At 67.7% G+C, this 13,976-nt stretch carries 11 protein-coding genes; 10 read left to right on the plus strand and 1 reads right to left on the minus strand.

What is annotated here, in order from left to right; genetic code table 11:
* Positions 1 to 14 precede the first annotated feature (14 nt).
* From DL240_RS04700 to DL240_RS04715, 4 genes are all read left to right on the plus strand, one after another.
* Positions 15 to 1,451: a PSP1 domain-containing protein gene (locus DL240_RS04700; RefSeq protein ID WP_111728685.1), complete on the plus strand. Its 1,437-nt coding sequence runs from the start codon at positions 15 to 17 to the stop codon at positions 1,449 to 1,451.
* 104 nt (positions 1,452 to 1,555) lie between these two features.
* Positions 1,556 to 3,520, plus strand: a complete 1,965-nt coding sequence (gene metG, locus DL240_RS04705) for a methionine--tRNA ligase (protein ID WP_158542357.1) — start codon at positions 1,556 to 1,558, stop codon at positions 3,518 to 3,520.
* A 26-nt stretch (positions 3,521 to 3,546) separates the two neighbouring features.
* A complete protein-coding gene (locus DL240_RS04710) occupies positions 3,547 to 4,728 on the plus strand; it encodes a HEAT repeat domain-containing protein (RefSeq protein WP_111728687.1) in 1,182 nt (393 codons plus the stop codon).
* Between the two features lie 35 nt (positions 4,729 to 4,763).
* On the plus strand, positions 4,764 to 5,552 hold the full coding sequence (locus DL240_RS04715) for a TatD family hydrolase (protein ID WP_111728688.1): 789 nt from the start codon (positions 4,764 to 4,766) through the stop codon (positions 5,550 to 5,552).
* 4 nt (positions 5,553 to 5,556) lie between these two features.
* On the opposite strand, the gene DL240_RS04720 is transcribed toward DL240_RS04715, so the two are convergent.
* Positions 5,557 to 6,042, minus strand: coding sequence for a hypothetical protein (locus DL240_RS04720; protein WP_111728689.1), 486 nt, complete (start codon positions 6,040 to 6,042; stop codon positions 5,557 to 5,559).
* Positions 6,043 to 6,226: 184 nt separating this feature from the next.
* Between DL240_RS04720 and DL240_RS04725 the strand changes: the two genes are divergently transcribed.
* From DL240_RS04725 to DL240_RS04750, 6 genes are read left to right on the plus strand one after another with little or no spacing between them, the layout of a single operon-like run.
* Positions 6,227 to 7,804 carry a hypothetical protein gene (locus DL240_RS04725; RefSeq protein ID WP_111728690.1) on the plus strand — a complete coding sequence of 526 codons (1,578 nt, stop codon included), beginning with the start codon at positions 6,227 to 6,229 and terminating at the stop codon, positions 7,802 to 7,804.
* Between the two features lie 54 nt (positions 7,805 to 7,858).
* Positions 7,859 to 8,701: an ABC transporter ATP-binding protein gene (locus DL240_RS04730; protein ID WP_111728691.1), complete on the plus strand. Its 843-nt coding sequence runs from the start codon at positions 7,859 to 7,861 to the stop codon at positions 8,699 to 8,701.
* Positions 8,698 to 10,410, plus strand: a complete 1,713-nt coding sequence (locus DL240_RS04735; RefSeq protein ID WP_111728692.1) for a putative ABC transporter permease subunit — start codon at positions 8,698 to 8,700, stop codon at positions 10,408 to 10,410. The genes DL240_RS04730 and DL240_RS04735 overlap by 4 nt, the downstream gene beginning before the upstream one ends.
* A gap of 28 nt (positions 10,411 to 10,438) precedes the next feature.
* A complete protein-coding gene (locus DL240_RS04740; protein WP_111728693.1) occupies positions 10,439 to 11,926 on the plus strand; it encodes a hypothetical protein in 1,488 nt (495 codons plus the stop codon).
* 47 nt (positions 11,927 to 11,973) lie between these two features.
* Positions 11,974 to 12,921: a hypothetical protein gene (locus tag DL240_RS04745; protein ID WP_146618104.1), complete on the plus strand. Its 948-nt coding sequence runs from the start codon at positions 11,974 to 11,976 to the stop codon at positions 12,919 to 12,921.
* 48 nt (positions 12,922 to 12,969) lie between these two features.
* Positions 12,970 to 13,875, plus strand: a complete 906-nt coding sequence (locus DL240_RS04750) for a hypothetical protein (RefSeq protein ID WP_111728695.1) — start codon at positions 12,970 to 12,972, stop codon at positions 13,873 to 13,875.
* Positions 13,876 to 13,976: the final 101 nt, after the last annotated feature.

A 13,976-nucleotide genomic window follows, 5' to 3' on the forward strand; every position in this document is an offset into this window, starting at 1 on the left:
ATCGACAACCTTTTATGACCACAACGCTCTTCAAGCCTTCCAGGAAGCAGGCGCGCCCCTTCGGCGGCAAAAAGAAGCTCTACAACGTGGTGTCGGTGCGCTTTCGCATCAGCCAGACGCGCCACAACGCCGACGCCCGCGAGCTCCAACTCAAAGAAGGTGACCACGTCATCGTCGACACCGAACGCGGCCCGGCGCTGGCTCGGGTCTGTGGCCTGGTGTCCCGCCAGGTTCTGCCCACCGACAGCCTGCCCCGGGTCTTGCGCAAGGCCACCGACACCGACATCGCCCAGGCCGACAAGCACGCCGACTTCGAAGAGCAGGCCTACCGCTTCGCGATCACCCGCATTCGCGCGCGCAAGTTGCAGATGAAACTCATCCGCGCGCAGTACATGCACGACGGCTCCAAGCTGGTCTTTTACTTCAGCGCCGACGGCCGCATCGACTTTCGCGACCTGGTCAAGGACCTGGCCCATAAGTTCCGCACCCGCATTGAAATGCACCAGATCGGGGTGCGCGACGGCGCGCGTATGCTCGGCGGCATTGGCCCCTGCGGCCGCGAGCTCTGCTGCAGCACCTTTCTGGAGAACTTCGAGCCGGTCTCCATCCGCATGGCCAAGGACCAGGGGCTAACGCTCAACCCCAAGAAAGTCTCGGGTATGTGCGGGCGGCTGATGTGCTGCCTGGTCTACGAGCAGCAACTCTACCGGCGTATGCGCACCAAACTGCCCCGCGCCGGCAAAATGGTGCGCACCGAGCTCGGCGAGGCCAAAATCCTGGAGGTTGACGTCATCAACCGCCGGGTGATGGTGAGCTACCCCGACAACAACCGCAAAATGCTGCCGGTGAGCGAGATCGAGCTCATCGATCCCAACGTCGTCGACCGTGGAGTCGACAGCGACGCCTCTGGCGAGGGCCGGGGCTCGCGCCGACGCTCCGGCTCCCGGGGACGCGGGCGCTCGAAGTCCTCGCGCTCCCGACGCTCGCGCAGCTCGGCCGACGACTCTCAGTCGTCGCGCGCTCCCAACAAGAAGCGCCGCGGCACCTCGCGCACCGAGCAAGCCCCCGGCGACGCGAGCTCCGCCGGCGAAGGCACCGCCACGCCAGCGGAGGAGTCCCGCAAAGAGTCGGGCCGCTCCCGCAAGCGTCGCTCCAGCCGCCGGCGCTCCGGCCGCTCCCGGGGCAAGGGCCGCCAGGGCTCACGCTCCGAGAAACGCTCCGAGAAACCCGCCGAAAACACCGCCGGCGGCAAAAAAGACGCCGGCGACGCCGCCCCCCGCGGCGCCAGGCCCGACGCCACCAAACCCGACGGCGCCAAACACGAGGGCAACGCCAAACGCTCCTCCAGCAAGCGCCGCGCCAGTCGCCGACGCGCCCGGGGCAAAAAAGGCGGCGAGAAGCCCCCGCGCTCCGAAGGCGCCAACAACAACTCCACCTCCGATAAAAAATGACGCCCTTGTCAGGAGCGCTCCACTCTGATTCAACCTGCTCCTGGCCCGCGTACCCACGCGAGCGGCCCCCTTTATCCCTGATGCCAGCTTAAGAGATGGTCCCCATGTCGAACTTCTACCTGACCACCCCCATTTATTACGTCAACGGCGCTCCGCACATCGGTCACGCCTACACCACGATCATCGCCGACGCCTTCGCGCGCTACCAGCGCCAGCAGGGCGATGACGTCTTCTTTTTGACCGGCACCGATGAGCATGGCCTCAAGATTCAGCGCGCCGCCGAAGCCCGCGACATCTCTCCCCAGGAGCTGGTCGACGAGAACTCCGCAAAGTTCCGCTCGCTCTTTGATAAGCTGCACCTGAGCTACGACCGCTTCATCCGCACCACCGACGCCGACCATAAAAAAACCGTCGCGACGATGGTCGAGCGCATGAAAGCCTCCGGCGACATCTACCTGGACACCTACGAGGGCTGGTACGCCGCGGCCGATGAAGCCTATTACGACGAATCCGAAATCGCCGACGGCAAGGCTCTGGCCTCCGGGGCCGAGGTCGAGTGGGTCAAAGAAGAGAGCTACTTCTTTAAGCTGAGCAAATACGCCGAACCCCTGCTCAACTGGTACAAGAGCGGCCCCGATGTGGTCACCCCCACCGGCCGGCGCAACGAAGTGGCCGCCTTCGTCGAGGGTGGTCTGCGGGACCTCTCGATCAGCCGCACGACCTTCTCCTGGGGCATCCCCATGCCCGAGAACCCCGAGCACGTGCTCTACGTCTGGGTCGACGCGCTGACCAACTACATCACCGCGGTGGGCGCCTTTGACGATCCGGCGCGTTTCGCGAAGTTCTGGCCGGCCGACATTCACTTCATCGGCAAGGATATCCTGCGCTTCCACGCGGTGTACTGGCCGGCCTTCTTGATGAGCGCCGGGCTGCCCCTGCCCAAACAGATCGTGGCCCACGGCTGGTGGACCAACGAAGGCGTCAAGATGAGCAAGAGCCTGGGCAACGTCATCGACGCTTTTGAACTCGCCGATCGCTACGACCTCGACGTGTTGCGCTACTACATGCTGCGCGAGATCCCCATCGGCAACGACGGCAACTTCAGCGATGAGCGTGTCGTCGAGCGCAACAATGCCGAGCTGGCCGACAACATCGGCAACCTGGTCAACCGCACCTTCGCCATGGCCGGACGCTTCATCGGCGGCACCGTGCCCGCGCCCGCACCGCTGGAGGCACCGGAGGATATCGCGCTGCGCGACGCGGCCGTCGCCACCCGCGAGGCCGTCGACCAGGCCTTCGCCGCCCGCGAGTTGCACCGCGCGCTGGAGCACCTGATGGCCTTCTCCAGCGAGGTCAACAACTACATCCAGCGCACCCAGCCCTGGGCCCTGAACAAGTCCGGCGAAACCGCGCGCCTGGAGCAAACCCTCTACAATGCGCTGGAGTCGATCCGCTGGATCGCCCTGCTGGCCGCGCCCTTTACCCCGGATGCCTCGCGCAAGATTCTGGCCGGATTTGGCCAGACCTCCGAGGACGATCTGCGCTTTGCGACCCTGGACCAGTGGGCCAACCTGCCCGCCGGCACCACGCTAGAAGCGCCGGGAGTGCTCTTCTCCAAGCTCGATCCCCCGGCCGCCGAAGGTCAGGAGAAGGCCGCCGAGGCGAAGCCGTCTAAGAAGAAGGGCAAAAAAGACGCCTCGCAGTCGGACAAGAAAAAGAAAGACGACAGCGAAAGCACCGGGCTGATCGAGTTTGGCGACTTCACCAAAGTCGAGATCCGCGTCTGCGAGATCCTCACCGCCGAGAAGGTCCCGGGCGCCGACAAGCTCCTCAAGCTCAGCGCCAACGTGGGCGAAGAGACCCCGCGCACCATTGTGGCCGGCATCGCCAAGGCCTTTGAGCCCGACGAACTCGTGGGCCTGCGCGTGGCCATGGTCACCAACCTGAAGCCGGCCAAACTCTTTGGCATCAAGAGCGAGGCGATGATTCTGGCGGCCAAAACCACCGACGGAAAGCTCGCTCTGGCCCGCTACGACGAGCGGGTCGAGGTCGGCACCCGTATCAGCTAACTCTCCTCTGACCGTCGAGCGGCGCCGTGATCGCAAGGCTTGCCCATATCTCCAACTCTCAGGCTCGCCACCGCGAGTTCGCGCGCATCCTCCACAATCAGGAGGGCTCCGAGGCCGAGCGGCGCGCGCTCTGCCTGGCGTCGCTCGACGATCCTTATCCCCCGGTGCGCCAGGAGGCCGCCCACGCTCTGGGCGATTTAATGAGCCCCGAGGTGGTCGAGCTTCTGGCGTACTGGGCCGGCGCCCAGTCCCCACCGCCCCAAACCCTCGCATCGCTTCAACTTGCGGATGTGGCGCTGGACTGGGCGAGCCCGCGCGCCCGGGTCGGCACACTGGCCGCGCTGCGACGGGCCCCCCTGCCGCAGCGAAGCGCCGAGGTGGCCGCCGACCTCCTCGACGATCCCCACGCCGACGTGCGCTACCAGGCGCTGGTCACCCTCTACCGCGTCGCCCCCGGCCACCCGGCGCTCAATCAGCATCTCGAAGCGCTCCTCCACGACCCCGACAGCGAGCTGGCCGTGACCGCTGCGCAGATCCTGGTCGACCAGGCCCGCGCCGACGCCCTCCCCGCCCTGGTGCAAACCTGGACCAACGCCCGGCGCGACAGGCGCCTGGCGCTGGGCGTGGCCATCGCCGAGCTCATCGGCAGCGCCGGGCTCGATCCGGCGGAGTTGCCGCCGCATACCCGCGACACGCTCATCACCGAGTTGAGTGACGCGCTGCGCACCGAGGCCTGGCTCTCCCAGGCGGCCCGCGCCCTGGCGCTGCTCGACGGCCAGCGCGCCTCCGACGCCCTGCACACCGTCATTGAGCGCTGGTTTGCCCACCCGCTCCTCAAGCTCGACGCGGCCGCCGCGCTGGTCGACCTGGGCGACGCCCGGGGCGCCGACCATATCGCCCGCATGTTGAGTTCGCGTCGCAAAGACGCCCGCGGCTACGCCCTGCGCCTGGTCGGCGCCAAAAAGATTGCCAGACACTTCGACCACCTGGTGAAGCTGGCCACCTCCGACGACTACCACGCCGACACCGCCCTGCTGGCCCTGGCCGACTACGCCAGCGCCGAGGCGCGCCAGGTCCTCGAAACCCTGGCCCAGACCCACCCCGACCCCGAGCTCCGAGAGCTCGCCAGCGAAGGCCTGCGTCTGGGGCAGTCCCCCGAACCCATCGCCCCCCAGCCGGCCGCTCGCTCGGTCGACGGGGCTCCCTGAAGCCACACCCCTCGTTCTTTGCCGTAGAGAGTCTCATGAGCACCCCGCGTCTCTTTGATACCCACGCCCACCTGGATTTCCCCGACATCGCCGACCACCTCGACGAGATCCTCAGCGCCGGCCGCCAGCTCGGGCTGGAGCGTGTGGTCTCCATCGGCGCCAGCCGCGGCCTGGAGTCCAACTACCGCGCCCTGGAGATCGCCCGCACATACGACTTCATCCGCTGCACCGCCGGCATCCATCCCCACGACGCGGCCATGTGCACCGACGAGGTCTTTGAGACCATCGCCACCGAGTTTGCGTCGCTGCCCGAGGTCGTGGCCATCGGCGAATCCGGCCTCGACTACCACTACGACAAAGCCCCACGCGAGGTGCAGATCGAGGTCTTTCGACGTTTCCTGAACCTGGCCAACCAGGTCCAAAAGCCCATCGTCATCCACAGCCGCGAGGCCGAAGAAGACACCGTGCGCCTCTTGCATGAGACCCAGACCACCGGGGGCATCCTGCACTGCTTCACCGCCTCGCAGGCCATGGCCGACCAGGTGCTGGAACTCGACTTCTACATCTCGTTCTCGGGGATCGTGACCTTTAAGAGCGCCCGCGACATCCTCGACGTCGCCACCCGGGTCCCCCTGGACCGCCTGCTCATCGAGACCGACTCGCCCTACCTGGCGCCGGTGCCCTACCGGGGCAAACGCAACCGCCCGGGCTACGTGCGCCACACCGCCGAGGTGATCGCCGACGCCCGCGGAATCACACTCGACGAGCTGGCCGAGGCCACCTTCCACAACGCCTGCCAGGTCTACAACTGGCCCGATGCCTGAGCGCTCAGCCCTGCCCCGGCTTACGCAGCACGTCTGGCGAGAGCGCCTTTAAGGAAGGTCGCGTGGCCTCGGCGACCTTCTCTTTGCCGGCGGCGGTAAACTCCGCCCAGAGCGTCTGGCCATCATCCATCTGGGGGAACACGCCGCCAAAGGCGTCCTTGTCGACGTAGATCACCGCGACCGGCTCCGAGTCGATGACCTTGCCCACCACCGAGGCGCTCACATCGGCCGGGGTGGCCATGTAAATCTTGCGCATCAACTCGCTACAGCGATGCACCCAGACCGAGCGACGCCGGGCCGGGCCGGCCTGCACGCGGCCCTTGCTCCCACTCTGCGCGGGAGCTGCCGCTGGAGGCGCCTGACTGCGGGCCTCGGCCACATCCCGCATCACCTGCTTGTACATCTTCTCAACAAACGTGCGTTCGCCGCTGAGCTCCAGGGTGATACCGCCGAAATCGAAATGAAAGTGGGTCGTGTCGCTCTTCGACATACGCGCGAGCCTTACGTGCAAACTACAGGTCAGAGGTGGTCGTCGGCAGCGATGATGCCCCGCACACCATCTGCGATCAACCCCGCATACAGGGGAGGCCCGCTCCTTGGCGCCCCCCGGGCGATCGACTACACTCCGCCCTGCTTCAACCCTGCCCTGTGCCGTCCCCTGCTGGAGAGCTGCTGTGCGTACCTTTGACATCATCGGCGGCGTGGTCGTAGCCGCCTGGCTGGTGGCGGTGGCCGCCTTTGTAGTGGACCAATCCCGGGGAACGCGGGAGATCGGCGCCGCGGCCTTTGAGCTGCAAGAAGGCGTGCACTTCATCAACCTCCAGCAGGGCACCGAAGACCGCGGTGTCATCCGCGAGGAACGCACCCGCCTGGTCGAAGGTTGGCTGGTGGAAACCAGCGCCTACGCCACCTTTGAGATGATGGGCCAGCCTCAGGCCATGCACCTGGAGTCCCGGGTCTCCCTCGATGAAGAGCTCCGCCTGCAATCGGCCTCTGGCGAGGTGCAGGCTTTTGGGATGCACCTTCGGGCGCTGGCTCAGCATACCGGCGACTCCTTCGACGTGACCCTCTACCTCGACGGGGAGCAAGAGCGCTTCGAACTCCCCTTCAACGAGGCCCCCCAGCTGGTCGGGCACGCCATTCCTCGCCTGCTCGCCAGCCAGGAGCTGGAGTCTGGCGAGTCCTACTCCCAGTCCTTCGTCGATCCGATGACCCTGGCGCCCACCGAGCTTACCCTGCGCTACGTCGGCCCGGAGACCATTCAGCACTTTGGCGAGACGGTCGATGTGCACCGCTTTGTGCAGTCGATTGGCACCCACTACCTCGACGTGCTGGTCGACTCCCGCGGCGATGTGGTGCAGCAGGGCTTCCCCTTTCGCATCCTGGGCAGCCGCCTGCCCCAGGCGCTGGGCACCACCTACTTCCGTCGCGCCCAGCAAGCCTTTGAAGAGGCCCCTGGCGAGCGCCCCGACTTCTTAAAGGGCATCGACCCGGGCGACCTGCTCACCATGGCCAGCCACCTCGGCGGCGGCCAGGTTCAGGCGCTCACCGGCGCCGACCAGGTCTCGACGCTGGATCTGCGGGAGGTGGGGCTGCGCGAACTCGGCGATCGCAGTGGGCTGACGCTGGAGTCGCCGCGCCAGCGGGTGATGCTGGAGACCGACGACGAGCTCGTGGTCCAACTCGGCCCGCTCAACCCGCACTGGATGGCCCCCGACCCCACCGAGCGCCCGTCCGAGACGCTCCCCGAGTTCGCCACGCCCCGGCCGGCCCCCGACGTAGTGACCGCCCTCGACGCCCTGAGCGACGCGCTCGGCTCCGACCCTCCGGCCGCCGGGGCCACGGCGCTGGCCGACCTCTGCGCCCTGCGCGACGGCGCCACCTCCCAGCGCTGGCCGACCCCCGATCAGAACCCCGACGCCCCCGCGCTGACCGACCTCCACAACGCCATCCTCACCGCCGAGATCGCCATCCCGGCCCCGACCCCGGCGGCCTGCCTGGCCACGGCCCACCTGGCCATGACCCGGGCCGGCCACCACCCCCGGCTGGTGCACGGCCTGGTCTTTGGCCCTCACGGCTTCCTCGGCCCGCGCATCTGGCTGGTCGGCACCCGCCAGGGCCAGCGCTACGAGCTCGACCCGCTGCACCCGGCCCCCCTGGCCGCCGATCACCTCCAGCTCTTCATCAGCGAGCGCCTGGAGCCCCTCCGCCTCCACACCCTCTTTACCAGGGCCCGGGTCGAGGGCGGCTAACGCCTCCTCTATCGCCTTTGCTCCCCCCATCCCCTCCGCACCTCAGAGACCCCGATGAGCTCCCAGCCCCCCCTCTCCACCGCCTCCGACGCCTCGCCGGCCAACACCATCGTGCGGGTGCGCGGGCTGCATAAAGCCTACGGCGACTTCACCGCCGTCGATCACATTGAGCTCGACGTGCCCCGCGGCGAGGTCTTTGGGGTGCTCGGTCCCAACGGTGCCGGCAAGACCACGACCCTGCGCATGATCACCGGGCTCATCGCCCCCGACGGCGGCCAAATCACCATCGACGGACACGACCTGGCCCGCGACCCGGTGAAGGCGCGCCAGGTCACCGGATTTATCCCGGACCGCCCCTACGTCTACGATAAGCTCACCGCCTTTGAGTACCTGCGCTTCATCGGCGGGCTCTACTCCATGAAGGCCGACCGCGTGGCCCGCCGCATCGACGAGCTTCTCACCCTCTTCGGGCTCCGGGAGTGGAGCGACGGCCTCATTGAGAGCTTCTCCCACGGCATGAAACAACGCCTGGTCTTCTGCGGCGCGCTCCTGCCCGAGCCCAGCGTCCTGGTGGTCGACGAGCCCATGGTCGGTCTCGACCCCAAGGGCCACCGCCTCATCAAGAGCCTCTTTCGCGAGCTGGTGGCCGACCAGAAGATGTCCATCCTCCTCTCCACCCACACCCTGGAGGTGGCCGAGGAGGTCTGCGATCGCGTCGTGATCATCAACCACGGGCGCATCGTGGCCCGCGGCTCCCTGGGGGAACTGCGCCTGGAGTCGGGCCAGACCGACGGCAGCCTGGAACAGGTCTTTTTGCGCATCACCGAAGAGACGCAGGCCGAGCGCGACCAGGCCGTCGCCCAACGCTTTGGCCATGAACAGGGAGACCCCTCGTGATTCGAGAGCTGATTGGCGTGAAGCTGCGCATGGTCCGCGGCACCCTGCGCTCCGACGAGGGCCGACTGCGCGGCCCCTTCTTCGCGGTGTTGAGCCTGCTCTTTGCCGCCGCCCTCTTTCGCTCCGGCCACTTCATCGTCACCCAGTCGCTGATGCTGGAGCCGGTGGGCGAACTCCTGGTGCAACGCCTCCTGGCGATCACGCTCCTGGTGTTCTTCGGGCTGCTGATCTTCAGCAACATCGTCACCTCGTTCAGCTCCTTTTACCTGGCCGACGATCTTGAATTTCTGATGGCCCAGCCCATCCCCAAAGACCAGCTCTTCACCTCCCGCTACCTGGAGGCGATGCTCCAGTCGAGCTGGGTGATCATCCTCTTCGGGGTGCCCCTCTTCTCGGCGATCGGCTACGGCATGGGAGCCCACTGGAGCTTCTACCCCTACCTGCTCCTGATGCTCCTGCCCTTTGTGGCCATCCCCACCGGGGTGGCCTCCATTTTGGCGCTCCTGGTCACCAACATCCTGGCGGCCAACCGCACCCGCGACGCCGCGCTCTTCTTCGGGCTGGTGGGCTTTACCACCCTCTTTGTGGTGATCCGCTCGGTGCAGCCCGAGCGCCTGCTCAACCCGGAGAGCTTCGACTCGATTGGCGAGTTGATGCGCCTGCTCTCGGTCCCCACCACCTCGTACCTGCCCAGCGACTGGGTCATCTCCATGCTCGCCGGCCCCCTCTTCGGCCGGGAGGTCGATCTGCTCTGGCCGGCGAGCTTTTTGTTTCTGACGCCCCTGGCCCTCTACTTTGTGGCCGCCTGGCTGCATCGCCCCCTCTACTTTCGCGGCTACACCAAAACCCAGGAGGGGCGCCACGGCGGCGGCCTGATGACCCGGGCCCGCAACTGGGCCGTGGAGCGATCCACCCGCGCCGGCGGCACCCTCGCCGAGCGCCTGGAGGCGCTCGGCGCCCGGGGGCCCCAAGCGCTCAACTCGCTTCGCGCCCTGGTGCATAAAGACCAGGCCATCTTCACCCGCGACGCCAGCCAATGGTCCCAGCTCCTGATCGTGGTGGCGATCATCGTCATTTACCTGGTCAACTTTAAGTACTTTGAGATCGCCGCCGATGAGGCCCTCCTGGGCGATGTCGGGCTGAACTTCTTCAACCTGGCGGCCTGCTCCTTTGTGACCGTGACCCTCTGCGGACGTTTCCTCTTCCCGGCGGTCAGCGTGGAGGGGCGCTCCTTCTGGCTGATCCTGCAGGCGCCGATCACGCTGGAGCGTTTTCTGGTGGGCAAGTGGCTGGGCAGCCTCCTGCCCATCGTGATCCTGGGTCAGGCCCTGATCTGGTCGTCGAACCTGCTGGTGGGCACGCCCCTGTTGACCTGCCTGTTGAGCAGCCTGCAGATCCTGATCATCACCACCATCTGCGCGGCGCTGGCCGTGGGCATGGGCGCACTCTACCCGCAGTTTCACAACCCCAACGCCGCCAAGATCGCGTCGAGCTTCGGGGCAGTGATCTTTATGATCTCGTGCATCTTTTTGACCTTGATGCTCCTGGGGATGTGGTTCTATCCCACCATGGCGCTGACCCAGCCCCAGCGCTTTGGCAATCTGGGCCTGACCACCTGGGCCCTGGCCGGGCTGGGAGTCGTGATCGCGGCGGCCGTACCGGCGGTCGCCATCAAGGCCGGCGCCCGCGCGCTGCGCGCGCGTTTCTAATCCTCTCTTCGCTGTACCGAGTTTTGCCATGGACGCCTCCTCCCCGGGTCGCCGCCTCAAGGCGGCGGCCGCCCTCTTTCCGGCCGCGCTCACCCTGGCGCTGCTGGGCCTAAGCCTGCTCCGCAACGACGCCACCTGGTGGCGGGTGGCCTACGGCCGCCTCATCAGCGCCTGGGGCCGCATCCCCGACCGCGAGCTCCTGCTCTTTACCGCCCCCGAGAACACCACCTGGGTCGACAGCAGCTGGCTGGCCAGCGTGGCCCTCTTTGAGCTCCATGATCTGGGAGGGGTGGAGCTCAACCTGGTCGTGCGCAGCGCGCTGGTAGCCCTCTCGGTGGCCCTGGCGGGCTACGGGGTGGCCTCTCGCAGCCCGCGGCCTGCGGCCGTACTTAACCTGGTCTGGCTGGCCCTGCCCGCGGCGCTGTGGCTCTCGCCACCGGGCCCCGAAACGCTGGCGTTGCCCGTGGCCACGGCGGCTCTGGTCGCGGCGATGGGGCCCTTAAGTGGGCGGCGTCTGAGCCTGCTCCCGGTGCTGGTGGTGGCCGCGGCGCCCTGGCTGGTGCTGCACCTCTCGGTGCCGATCGCGCTGACCCTGATCGCCACCTCGCTCTGCCTGGCCGCCCTGGCGCTGAAGCAGGGCCAACGCCTGCTCGCCGCGCTGGCCGCCGCGGCCCTGCTGGCCCCGCTCTCCAGCCCCCTGGGCTTCGGCGTGCTCCTCCACCTGCTCCAGAACCCGGCGCTTCCCACGCTGGCCCCCACCCCGCTGACCGTGGCCCTGGCGCTGAGCACCGGGCTGCTGGCCATCCTCCTGCGCGCGCGCACAGGCGGACTGGCCCCCCTGCTGCGCACCGGTGAGGCCCTGCCGGCGATCCTGCTCACCCTCTGGGCGCTGAGTTTCCCGGCGCTGATCCCCTTGCAACACCTGGCGCTGGTGATGCTGCTGGCCCCGGCGCTCACCCCGCCCGCGGCGCTTACCCTGCGACGCCCCAACCGGGCGCTGGCCCTGGCGATCCTCATCCTGGGAGCCGCCGTGCTCACCCAGCACGCCCTGCCCTGGCACGCCGATTTGACCACGCGTCTGCACCCCGACGCTCGCCAGGCCATCCCCTTTCGCGGCGTACTCTCCGAGCACACCCCGCTGGCCTGCGGCGAGGTGCTGCGCCGCTCCGGAAAAGAACTCCGGGTGCTCAATGACCCGGCGCTGGCCGGTTACTTGAGCTACGCGCTGTGGCGCCCCGAGCGCATCGCGCCGCTGCTCTACGCCGACACCCGCGGCTTAAGCGAACCGGGCTTTGTGGAGCTGCTCAACCTGATGCGCGATCAGCCCATCGCCCGCGGCGTGGCCCAGCAGGAGAAGATCAACGCCGTGGTGCTGCGCCCCGCGCACTTTCCAAGCGCGTTTGACGAGTTTGAGCGCGACCCGACCTGGGCGCTGATCGCCGGCGACGCCGACCAGCCGGTGGCCTGCTTTCTCAAAGCCGCCCCCGTGGCCCCCGGCACCTGGGCAATGCCCTGACCTCAATGCATGACCCCCTGAAGGGATATGTTGACCTGGAGACTGCCATGATGTGTACGCGTATGAAGCCTCGCCAGATCCTCTCGTTCACGCTGCTGCCCCTGCTCCTGGGGGGCTGCGCCACCTCCTCGACCGCGCCCTCCGAGCCGGTCTCCGAGCAACCTTCGTCGCAGGCTTCGTCGTCGCAGGCCTCATCCCAGCAGGCCGCCCCCCTCAAGGAGTGGCAGGGCATCGATGCGCTGCGCATCCGCGCCCACCGCGAGACCCACGTGCCCGGACGAAGCGACGCCATGGTCGAGCGCTGTGACGTGATCTACATGGTCACTCTCGACGAGGAGGGCCTGTTGATCGCGCCCAACTACGAAGATGGATTTCTGCAGCCCACCGCCGATCCCGACCACTTCGCTCGCCAGGAATCCGCCATCCCCTGCATGGTGCCGGCCTTTCGCGTCTCGCCAGGGGGCGACACGCTGGACACCGACGCCGAGGCCTTCTCCAAGCACCTGACCGGCCTGCTGGATCATCACCTGGCCCAACACCCCGAGCTCCTGTCCTCGGAGCGCGCCCCACGTCTGGAGCTGATGCGGGGCGCGGCCTCGGTCGAGGCGCTGAACGCCCGCGCCCTGGCGCTCTGGGAGAACCTGTCGCTGCGCCCCGACACCATCGAGGGCACCCAGAGCCGCGACGAGGTCCCCTGCCCCGAGGAGCTTCCCGCGCAGCTGACCTGCACCCGAGTGGCGGCCGCCACCACCATGGAGTTCGAAGACGAGGTCCTGGCCACGTTCGCCACCCCCGACTACACCGTCGAGAGCGCCACCTTTCATCAGCAGGCGACGCTGAACTTTCGCTCCGATCAGCCGATGTTTGCCACCGCCCAACGCCGCGTCGAACACATCAAGCAGCTCGTGCTTAGCGACTCCGGCGACACCCACGAGCTGCGCGGCGAAACCACCGAGACCATGGTGATCGAGATCGGCACCCGCCAGAAACCCTGACCCGGCCCCCGCGCGCCCTTATCCCTCTCCCCACACGGCGACCTGCCCATGGTATCCCTCGCGACCGCCAAGCTCTCCCCGGCCCTGGCCCTTGGGGCCGCCCTGCTCCTGGCCATCCCGGCCAGCGCCGGCCCCCCGGCCCCCGCGCTGGCCGAGGGGCTCAACGCCTGGCAGGGCATCGAGCGTCTGGAGGTGCGCCGCATCGTCGAGACCCGCGTCGAGGGCAACCAGGGCCCGGATTCCGGCGACGATCACACCCAGATCTGCACCATCACCTTCCAGGTCAGCCTGACCCCGACCGGCCTGACCCTCTCCCCGAAGCTCGACCCCACCCTCTTTGAGCCGGTGCGCGACCCGGCCGAGTTTCCGCACCGGGTCGAGCGCCTGGGCTGCCTGGTACCCACCCTCCACGTCGATCGTCAGGGGCAGGTCCGCGCGGCCAACGCCGCAGAACTCGCCAGAGAAGTCACCCACTTCTTTGATCACTTCGTGGCCGCCCAGCACGACGCCCAGGAGCGCCAACGGGTGCAGGCCCGCACCCGCTCCGCTCGCCAGAGCCTCTCGCCAGACGCCCTGCAAAAAAGCGCCGCGACCTGGTGGTCGGTGCTGGGCCTGCGCCTCGCCACCTTTCCCACCGATGCCGTGACACCCGCGCCCTGCCTGGAGCCCACCCCGGCCCCGGTGCACTGCGCCCGGGCCCTGGATGAGGCCACCTTCGACCTGAGCCAGTCAATGCGCCAGATGTACCAGGGCGCGGCCTTTCGCCTGGTCAGCGCCGCCGCCCACCAGCAGGCCACCGCACGCTTTCGCTCCGACCAGGCGCCCCCCTACAGCTACACCCGCGAGATCCGACAGGTGCAGCGCCTGGTCCACCGCTACACCGACCAGCCCGGCCAGGTGGTGGCCACCAATACCGAATCCATGACGATCCGCCGCTGGCCAGCTCCCCACTGAACCTCGCCATTCGCCACGAGGGTCGACCCTCGTCCTGAAGGGTCATGCAACCCCTGGCGTGGAAGTCGACTCGCATCCCGAGGGGTCATACCCCCCCTGGC

Source organism: Lujinxingia litoralis (genome assembly GCF_003260125.1).
GTDB classification, from domain to species: Bacteria; Myxococcota_A; Bradymonadia; order Bradymonadales; family Bradymonadaceae; genus Lujinxingia; species Lujinxingia litoralis.

Excerpts from the sequence above, each read along its gene's own strand:
- DL240_RS04700 (WP_111728685.1), top strand. The coding sequence starts at position 15 with ATGACCACAACGCTCTTCAAGCCTTCCAGGAAGCAGGCGCGCCCCTTC.
- metG (WP_158542357.1), top strand. The coding sequence starts at position 1,556 with ATGTCGAACTTCTACCTGACCACCCCCATTTATTACGTCAACGGCGCT.
- DL240_RS04715 (WP_111728688.1), top strand. The coding sequence starts at position 4,764 with ATGAGCACCCCGCGTCTCTTTGATACCCACGCCCACCTGGATTTCCCC.
- DL240_RS04720 (WP_111728689.1), bottom strand. The coding sequence starts at position 6,042 with ATGTCGAAGAGCGACACGACCCACTTTCATTTCGATTTCGGCGGTATC.
- DL240_RS04730 (WP_111728691.1), top strand. The coding sequence starts at position 7,859 with ATGAGCTCCCAGCCCCCCCTCTCCACCGCCTCCGACGCCTCGCCGGCC.
- DL240_RS04740 (WP_111728693.1), top strand. The coding sequence starts at position 10,439 with ATGGACGCCTCCTCCCCGGGTCGCCGCCTCAAGGCGGCGGCCGCCCTC.
- DL240_RS04745 (WP_146618104.1), top strand. The coding sequence starts at position 11,974 with ATGATGTGTACGCGTATGAAGCCTCGCCAGATCCTCTCGTTCACGCTG.
- DL240_RS04750 (WP_111728695.1), top strand. The coding sequence starts at position 12,970 with ATGGTATCCCTCGCGACCGCCAAGCTCTCCCCGGCCCTGGCCCTTGGG.